Source organism: Saccharomonospora iraqiensis subsp. iraqiensis (assembly GCF_000430445.1).
Lineage (GTDB): Bacteria > Actinomycetota > Actinomycetes > Mycobacteriales > Pseudonocardiaceae > Saccharomonospora > Saccharomonospora iraqiensis.
In genome coordinates this window covers 25,743-31,743 of record NZ_KE387122.1, presented here as the reverse complement: position 1 = coordinate 31,743, position 6,001 = coordinate 25,743, and the positions used below count along the sequence as shown (strand labels likewise).

At 72.7% G+C, this 6,001-nt stretch carries 5 protein-coding genes and 1 pseudogene; 2 read left to right on the top strand and 4 right to left on the bottom strand.

Annotated features, from left to right (window positions below; translation table 11 throughout):
- Positions 1–66 precede the first annotated feature (66 nt).
- Entirely contained in the window at positions 67–1,194 is a 1,128-nt protein-coding gene (locus ACTIR_RS0118280) for a glutathione-independent formaldehyde dehydrogenase (RefSeq protein WP_026455366.1), read from the bottom strand.
- A 270-nt stretch (positions 1,195–1,464) separates the two neighbouring features.
- Between ACTIR_RS0118280 and ACTIR_RS0118275 the strand changes: the two genes are divergently transcribed.
- On the top strand, positions 1,465–2,580 hold the full coding sequence (locus ACTIR_RS0118275) for a WD40/YVTN/BNR-like repeat-containing protein (protein WP_026455365.1): 1,116 nt from the start codon (positions 1,465–1,467) through the stop codon (positions 2,578–2,580).
- Entirely contained in the window at positions 2,577–2,873 is a 297-nt protein-coding gene (locus ACTIR_RS0118270; RefSeq protein WP_026455364.1) for a MoaD/ThiS family protein, read from the top strand. The genes ACTIR_RS0118275 and ACTIR_RS0118270 overlap by 4 nt, the downstream gene beginning before the upstream one ends.
- A 46-nt stretch (positions 2,874–2,919) precedes the next feature.
- Here ACTIR_RS0118270 and ACTIR_RS0118265 read toward each other — a convergent pair whose 3' ends face one another.
- The 3 genes and pseudogenes from ACTIR_RS0118265 to ACTIR_RS26885 all read right to left on the bottom strand — a co-directional run.
- Positions 2,920–4,191 carry a cytochrome P450 gene (locus ACTIR_RS0118265; protein WP_026455363.1) on the bottom strand — a complete coding sequence of 424 codons (1,272 nt, stop codon included), beginning with the start codon at positions 4,189–4,191 and terminating at the stop codon, positions 2,920–2,922.
- 77 nt (positions 4,192–4,268) lie between these two features.
- Complete coding sequence (thiI, locus tag ACTIR_RS0118260) at positions 4,269–5,453, bottom strand: tRNA uracil 4-sulfurtransferase ThiI (protein ID WP_026455362.1); 1,185 nt, start codon at positions 5,451–5,453, stop codon at positions 4,269–4,271.
- 154 nt (positions 5,454–5,607) lie between these two features.
- Positions 5,608–6,001 (bottom strand): annotated as a pseudogene (locus tag ACTIR_RS26885) (metallopeptidase); the annotation flags it as partial.

The following is a 6,001-nucleotide window of genomic DNA, read 5'->3' as shown; positions in this document are numbered from 1 at the left end:
GGGCCCGCGCGGGCACGCCCCGGGTCCGTGCCCGGCGATCCGTCCGCCGGAGCGCCGGCCCCGGGGTCAGGGCTTGAGCACCACCTTCGTGTAGCCCTCCTCGCGCCGGTCGAAGCGGGCGTAGGCGTCCGCGGCCTCGTCGAGCGGGCGACGCTGGGAGACCACGAAGCTCGGCTCGGCCCGGCCCGCGATGATCAGGTCCCGCAGCTGCCGGTTGTAGGCCTTCACGTTGGCCTGTCCGGACCCCATCCGCAGGCCCTTCTCGAAGTAGCGCCCGATGTCGATGAGCAGCCTGCCGTGCCGGGCGTCCTCGGTCGGCCCGCCCGGGTCCTGCGGCAGGTAGAGCCCGACCACGCCCATCGAACCGGTCGGCCGCACCGTCTCGATCAGCTGGTTGAGCACGATCGCGGGCTGCTCGGTGCCCTCGGGCACCGTCGCCTGGTAGCCGACGGCGTCGATACCCCGGTCGACACCCCCGTCGGTCTGGTCGCGGATGGCCTCGGGGGGATTGACCTTGCTGAAGTCGACCGCGATGGCGCCGATCTCCTCCGCGGTGCGGAGCCGGTCGGCCACCTTGTCCACCACGAACACCTTGGACGCCCCGCGCAGCATCGACGAGTAGGCCGCCATGAGCCCCACCGGACCGCCGCCGTAGACGGCGACCGTGTCCCCGGGCGAAACCCCGGCGAGCTGGGTGGAGTGGTACCCGGTCGGGAAGATGTCGGCGAGCATGGCGAAGTCGTCCTCGTGTTCCTCGCCGGGCGGCAGGTGCAGACAGTTGAAGTCCGCGAACGGGACGCGCAGGTACTCCGCCTGGCCGCCCTTGTACGGCCCCATGCCGACGTAGCCGTAGGCGCTGCCCGCGAAGCCGGGGTTCGCCGTCAGGCAGAAGGCGGTGTTGCCCGCGAGGCAGTTGCGGCAGAAGCCGCAGGCGATGTTGAACGGCAGGACGACGCGGTCACCCTTGCGCACGGAGGCGACCCCGGACCCGACCTCCTCCACGATCCCCATGTTCTCGTGGCCGAAGACGATGCCCGGCTCGGCGGCCGTCCGCCCCTCGTACATGTGCAGGTCGGACCCGCAGATGGCGGTGGTCGTGATGCGGACGAGGACGTCGGTGGGGTCCTCGATGCGGGGATCGTCGACCTCCTCCACGCTGACCTCGTTGGCTCCCTGGTACACCACAGCCTTCATGACACGCTCCCTGCTTCGTCGGATGGGACTCCGGTTGTCGGCTACCCACACACGGCGCGGGCATGCCGCCGCACGGCCACCCGGGAGAGTGGCGGTCCCGGCAAGCGCACACCCGTGGACGCGGACCGGAACTGTCGGTCCCCTCTGCTAGGACATCGGGCAGGACCGCGGGAGCCGGCCACCCGGTCGGTGCACGCCGACGACCGCGGACATGTCAGTCATGGGTGACCACGGTTACGGTGACCGGGTCCACGGGCGTGAGGAGCGACGATGACAGAGGTTCGGGTCCTGGTCGGGACACGCAAGGGGGCGTTCATCCTGACCGCCGACGGACGTCGGCGGGACTGGCGGGTGGACGGACCGCTGTTCGCCGGCTGGGAGGTCTACCACGTGGCCGGGGCGCCGAGCGCGCCCGAGCGGGTGTACGCGTCCCAGTCCGGTGGGTGGTTCGGGCAGGTGGTGCAGCGCTCGGACGACGGGGGCCGTTCGTGGGAGCCCGTGGGCAACGAGTTCGCCTACGACGGCGCGGTCGGCACCCACCAGTGGTTCGACGGCACCCAACGCCCGTGGGAGTTCACCCGGGTGTGGCATCTGGAACCCGCGCTGTCCGACCCGGAGACCGTCTACGCCGGTGTCGAGGACGCGGCACTGTTCCGCTCGACGGACGGCGGTGTCACCTGGCGGGAGCTGCGCGGGTTGCGCACCCACGGGTCCGGCCCGTCGTGGCAGCCGGGGGCCGGGGGCATGTGCCTGCACACCATCGTCCAGGACCCCCGGGACACCTCCCGGATGCACGTGGCGATCTCGGCGGCGGGCGCGTTCCGCACCGGGGACGCCGGCGAGACGTGGGAACCGGTCAACAAGGGTCTGGTCTCGGAGGGCATCCCGGACACCGACGCCGAGGTGGGCCACTGCGTCCACAACCTCACCCGGCACCCCGACCGGCCGGACGTGCTCTACATGCAGAAGCACTGGGACGTCCTGCGCACCGACGACGGCGGGGAGCACTGGTACGACATCGGGGACGGCCTGCCGAGCGACTTCGGCTTCCCGATCCAGGTGCACGCGCACGACCCGGACACGGTCTACGTCGTGCCGATCACCAGCGACACGGCGCACTTCCCGCCCGACGGCAGGCTCCGGGTGTACCGCAGCCGCGTCGGTGGCCACGAGTGGGAGCCGCTGACCGAGGGACTGCCGCAGCGCGACTGCTACGTCAACGTGCTGCGGGACGCGATGGCCGTGGACGCGCTCGACGAGTGCGGGGTGTACTTCGGCACCACGGGCGGGCAGGTCTACGCCTCGCCGGACGCGGGCGGCACCTGGGCGCCGATCGTGCGGGATCTGCCCGCGGTCCTCTCCGTCGAGGTGCAGACCCTGCCATGATCCGCGTCGCCCTCCCCGCCCAGCTCCGCACACTGGCCCGCATCGACGGTGAGGTCGAGCTCGACCTCACCGGCACCGTGACACTGCGCGACGTGCTCGACGAACTGGAGACCCGGCACCCGGCACTGCAGGGCACCCTGCGCGACCACACCACCCGGCGGCGCCGCGCGTACGTGCGGTTCTTCGCCTGCGAACGGGACCTGTCGCACGACTCCCCGGACACACCGCTGCCCGAACCGGTCGCCCGGGGCACCGAGCCGTTGCTCGTGGTCGGGGCGATGGCCGGTGGCTGAGGCCCGCCCGGAGGCGCCGGGAACAGGTCGGTGGCGGTGCGGGGTCTCAGCCGAGTGTGACCGGGAGCCGTTCGACCCCGTAGACGATGGAGCTCTGCCGGAAATCCAGTTCCCCGACGGGGACGGCCGGCCGCATGGACGGGAAACGCCGCACCAGCGCCGGGTAGGCCGCCCGGAGCTCCATCCGGGCGAGCTCGGCCCCGACGCAGCGGTGCACGCCGTGCCCGAACGCCAGGTGGGAGGTCGGCGCCCGGCTCCCGTCGACGACGCCGAGCCCGTCCCCCAGTGCCCGGTCCCGGTTCGCCCCGCTGAGCGAGACGACGACCATGTCGCCCCGGGAGATCGGCACACCGCCGATCTCGACGTCGTCGCGGGCGAACCGGGGGAAGGCCACCTGCACCACCGTCAGGTACCGCAGGAGTTCCTCGACGAAGTCGGGAACCGCCTCGTCGGAGTCGTGGACCCGTCGGAACGCCTCCGCGTCCCGCAGCAGTACCAGCGCGCCGAGGGAGAGCATGCTCGCGGTGGTCTCGAACCCGCCGGTGAGCACACCGTCGGCGAGCTGCGCCAGCTCCCGGTCGGTCACCTCGTCACCGTGCTCGGTGATGATCATGCCGAGCAGCCCGTCCCCCGGGTTCACCCGCTGCGCGCGCACGACCCCTTCCAGGTACTCCAACGACTGCGAGATCGCCCCGAAGGACTGCCCCGCCCCGCCGAACAGGTCGAACCGGGTGACCGCGTGCCGCTGGAACTCCTCGCGGTCGGCGTAGGGCACCCCCAACAGCTCGCAGATCACCAGCGACGGGATGGGCAGGGCGAACTCCTCCACGAGGTCCACCGGCCCGTCGGCCGCGGCCATCGCGTCGAGCCGCCCGGAGACGATGTCCGCGATCTCCGGTTTCAGTCGGGAGAGCCTGCGCATCGTGAACTCGGGGGTGAGCAGCCGGCGCAGACGGGTGTGCTCGGGAGGGTCGGTGAAGCCGAGCCCACCCGGGTCGTCCTCGGCACCCATGCCGGTATGCCCCGCGATGTTCGCGAAGTCGTTGCTGAAGGTGGTGGCGTCGGCCAGCACCGCCTTCGCCTCGGCGTATCCGGTGACCAGCCAGACGGTCGGCCCGAACGGCACCGGCAACCGGCTCACCGGTTCCCGCTCCCGCCGCCGGTCCAGTTCCGCGACGGGGTCGAGCACCTCCCGCCGCAACGGCATCAGCGCTCCGTCGGGCAGCGGGAGGTCGGCGAGGCCGAGCCCCTTCCTCCGGGCCCGCGCGAAGTAGCGTCGCGCGAGGAACGTCGCGATACCGGAACGTAGCTTGCCCACGGCCGCAGACGGTATCAACACGGCGGGCCCGTCCGTGGGGGATGGCGCGGTTCGACCCCGGGCCGTCCCGCGGGCGGTCAGTCCGAACCCGGCACGTGCACCTGGACGTCGGCGAGCAGCTTCGGCACCAGTTCGTCGATGTCCAGGCGCCGCTCCACGCGCTCGAACTGCGCCGGTGTCGTCCTGGTGGCCACCCGCGGCGGGGCGAGCAGGCTGCAGCAGTCCTCGTCCGGCAACGTCGAGATCTCCGCCGTGCCGATCCGGCGCGCCTCGCCGATGATCTCGTCCTTGTCCCAGGCGACGAGCGGGCGCAGCAGCGGCAGTGCCGACGCCTGCTCGACGGTGGCCATGTTCGCCAGGGTCTGACTGGAGACCTGCCCCAGGCTGTCCCCGGTGACCAACGCCTGCGCGCCCAGCTCGGTGGCCAGGGCCTCGGCGGTGCGCACCATGAGCCTGCGCTGGGCCACGACCTGGAGGTTGCCCGCTCCCGACGTGGCCAGCGCCCGTTGCGCGTTGCCGATCGGGATCACGTGCAGTCGCGAGTCCCCCTGGAACCGGTCGAGCTGGCGGGTCAGCGCGTAGGCCTTGTACGTCGACGACGGCCCCGTCAGTGGCGCCCCGGTGAAGTGGAGGAAGTCGCAGCGCAGCCCACGCCGCATCGCGCGGTAGGCCGCCACGGGCGAGTCATACCCACCGGAGAGCATCACCAGCGCGCGCCCGCTCGCCCCCACCGGCAGGCCGCCCCGGCCACGCTGCCGGTCCAGGCCGACGAACACCTCCCGCTGGTCGACCTCGATGGTGATCTCCACGTCCGGGTCACCGAGGTCGACCGGCCAGCCCCACTCCTCGACGACCCTGCTGCCCACGTGCGCGGCCAGCTGCTCGGAACTCATCGGGAAGCTCTTGTCCCTGCGGTGCGCCCGGACGGCGAACCGGCGCGGCGCGGTCCCGGCCGGGCTGCCGAACCGCTCGGCCAGTGCCCGCAGGACCGTGTCCACGGTGTCCTCCGCCGAGCGCCCGCACCGGAGCACGGGCTGGACGACGCTGACCCCCAGCACCCGCTGCGCGCGCTCGACCAACTCCTCGCGGGGCAGATCACCGGACAGCACGACCACACCCGGCCGCTGGGAGATCCGCACGGGGGCGGACGCGCCCGCGACCGCGTGCTGCACCGCCTCCCGCAGGTACCGCTCGAACGTGCCGCGGTTGCGCCCCTTGAGCATCAGCTCGCCGTACTTCAGCAGCACGCACGACCGTGCCATTCGCTCACCTTCCGTGCTTCTCCCGATCGACGCCGAAGGCGTCCACGGGACGATACTTCTCGCACCCCCCGGGCCGGTCCCGTCCCGACCCGGGATCCTCCGCGGCCCGTCTGCGGCGCCGGACGGCCGGACGCCGTCGGGACCGGTGATCGGCTCAGCCGGTGGTGGACACCGTCGTGTCCGGCTCCCGCGGGCTCGGCAACGGTGTCCCCTCCGCCGGTGCGGACCCTTCCGCCTCCGCGGACGTGGGCTCCGCCGCCTCCGCGGAAGCGGGCTGCGCCGCCGTCCCGTCCGCGTCCGACCGGTCGGTTCCGTCCCCCTCCGGCACCGTCTCCCCGGTCCCGTCCACGGCCGTGTGGTCCGGGGTGGTCCCGTCCGTGAGGTCGTCCGGCACCGTCTCGATCAACGGCAGCGCGCCCTCCAACGTCCGCCGCGCCGAGCTCAGCTCGGCGGCGACCCGACGACGGGCCGTCTCCAGCGTACGGACCCGGGCCCGGGCCCGGTCCACGACGTCGGCGGCCTCCTGTGCGGCGTCCGCCACGATCCGG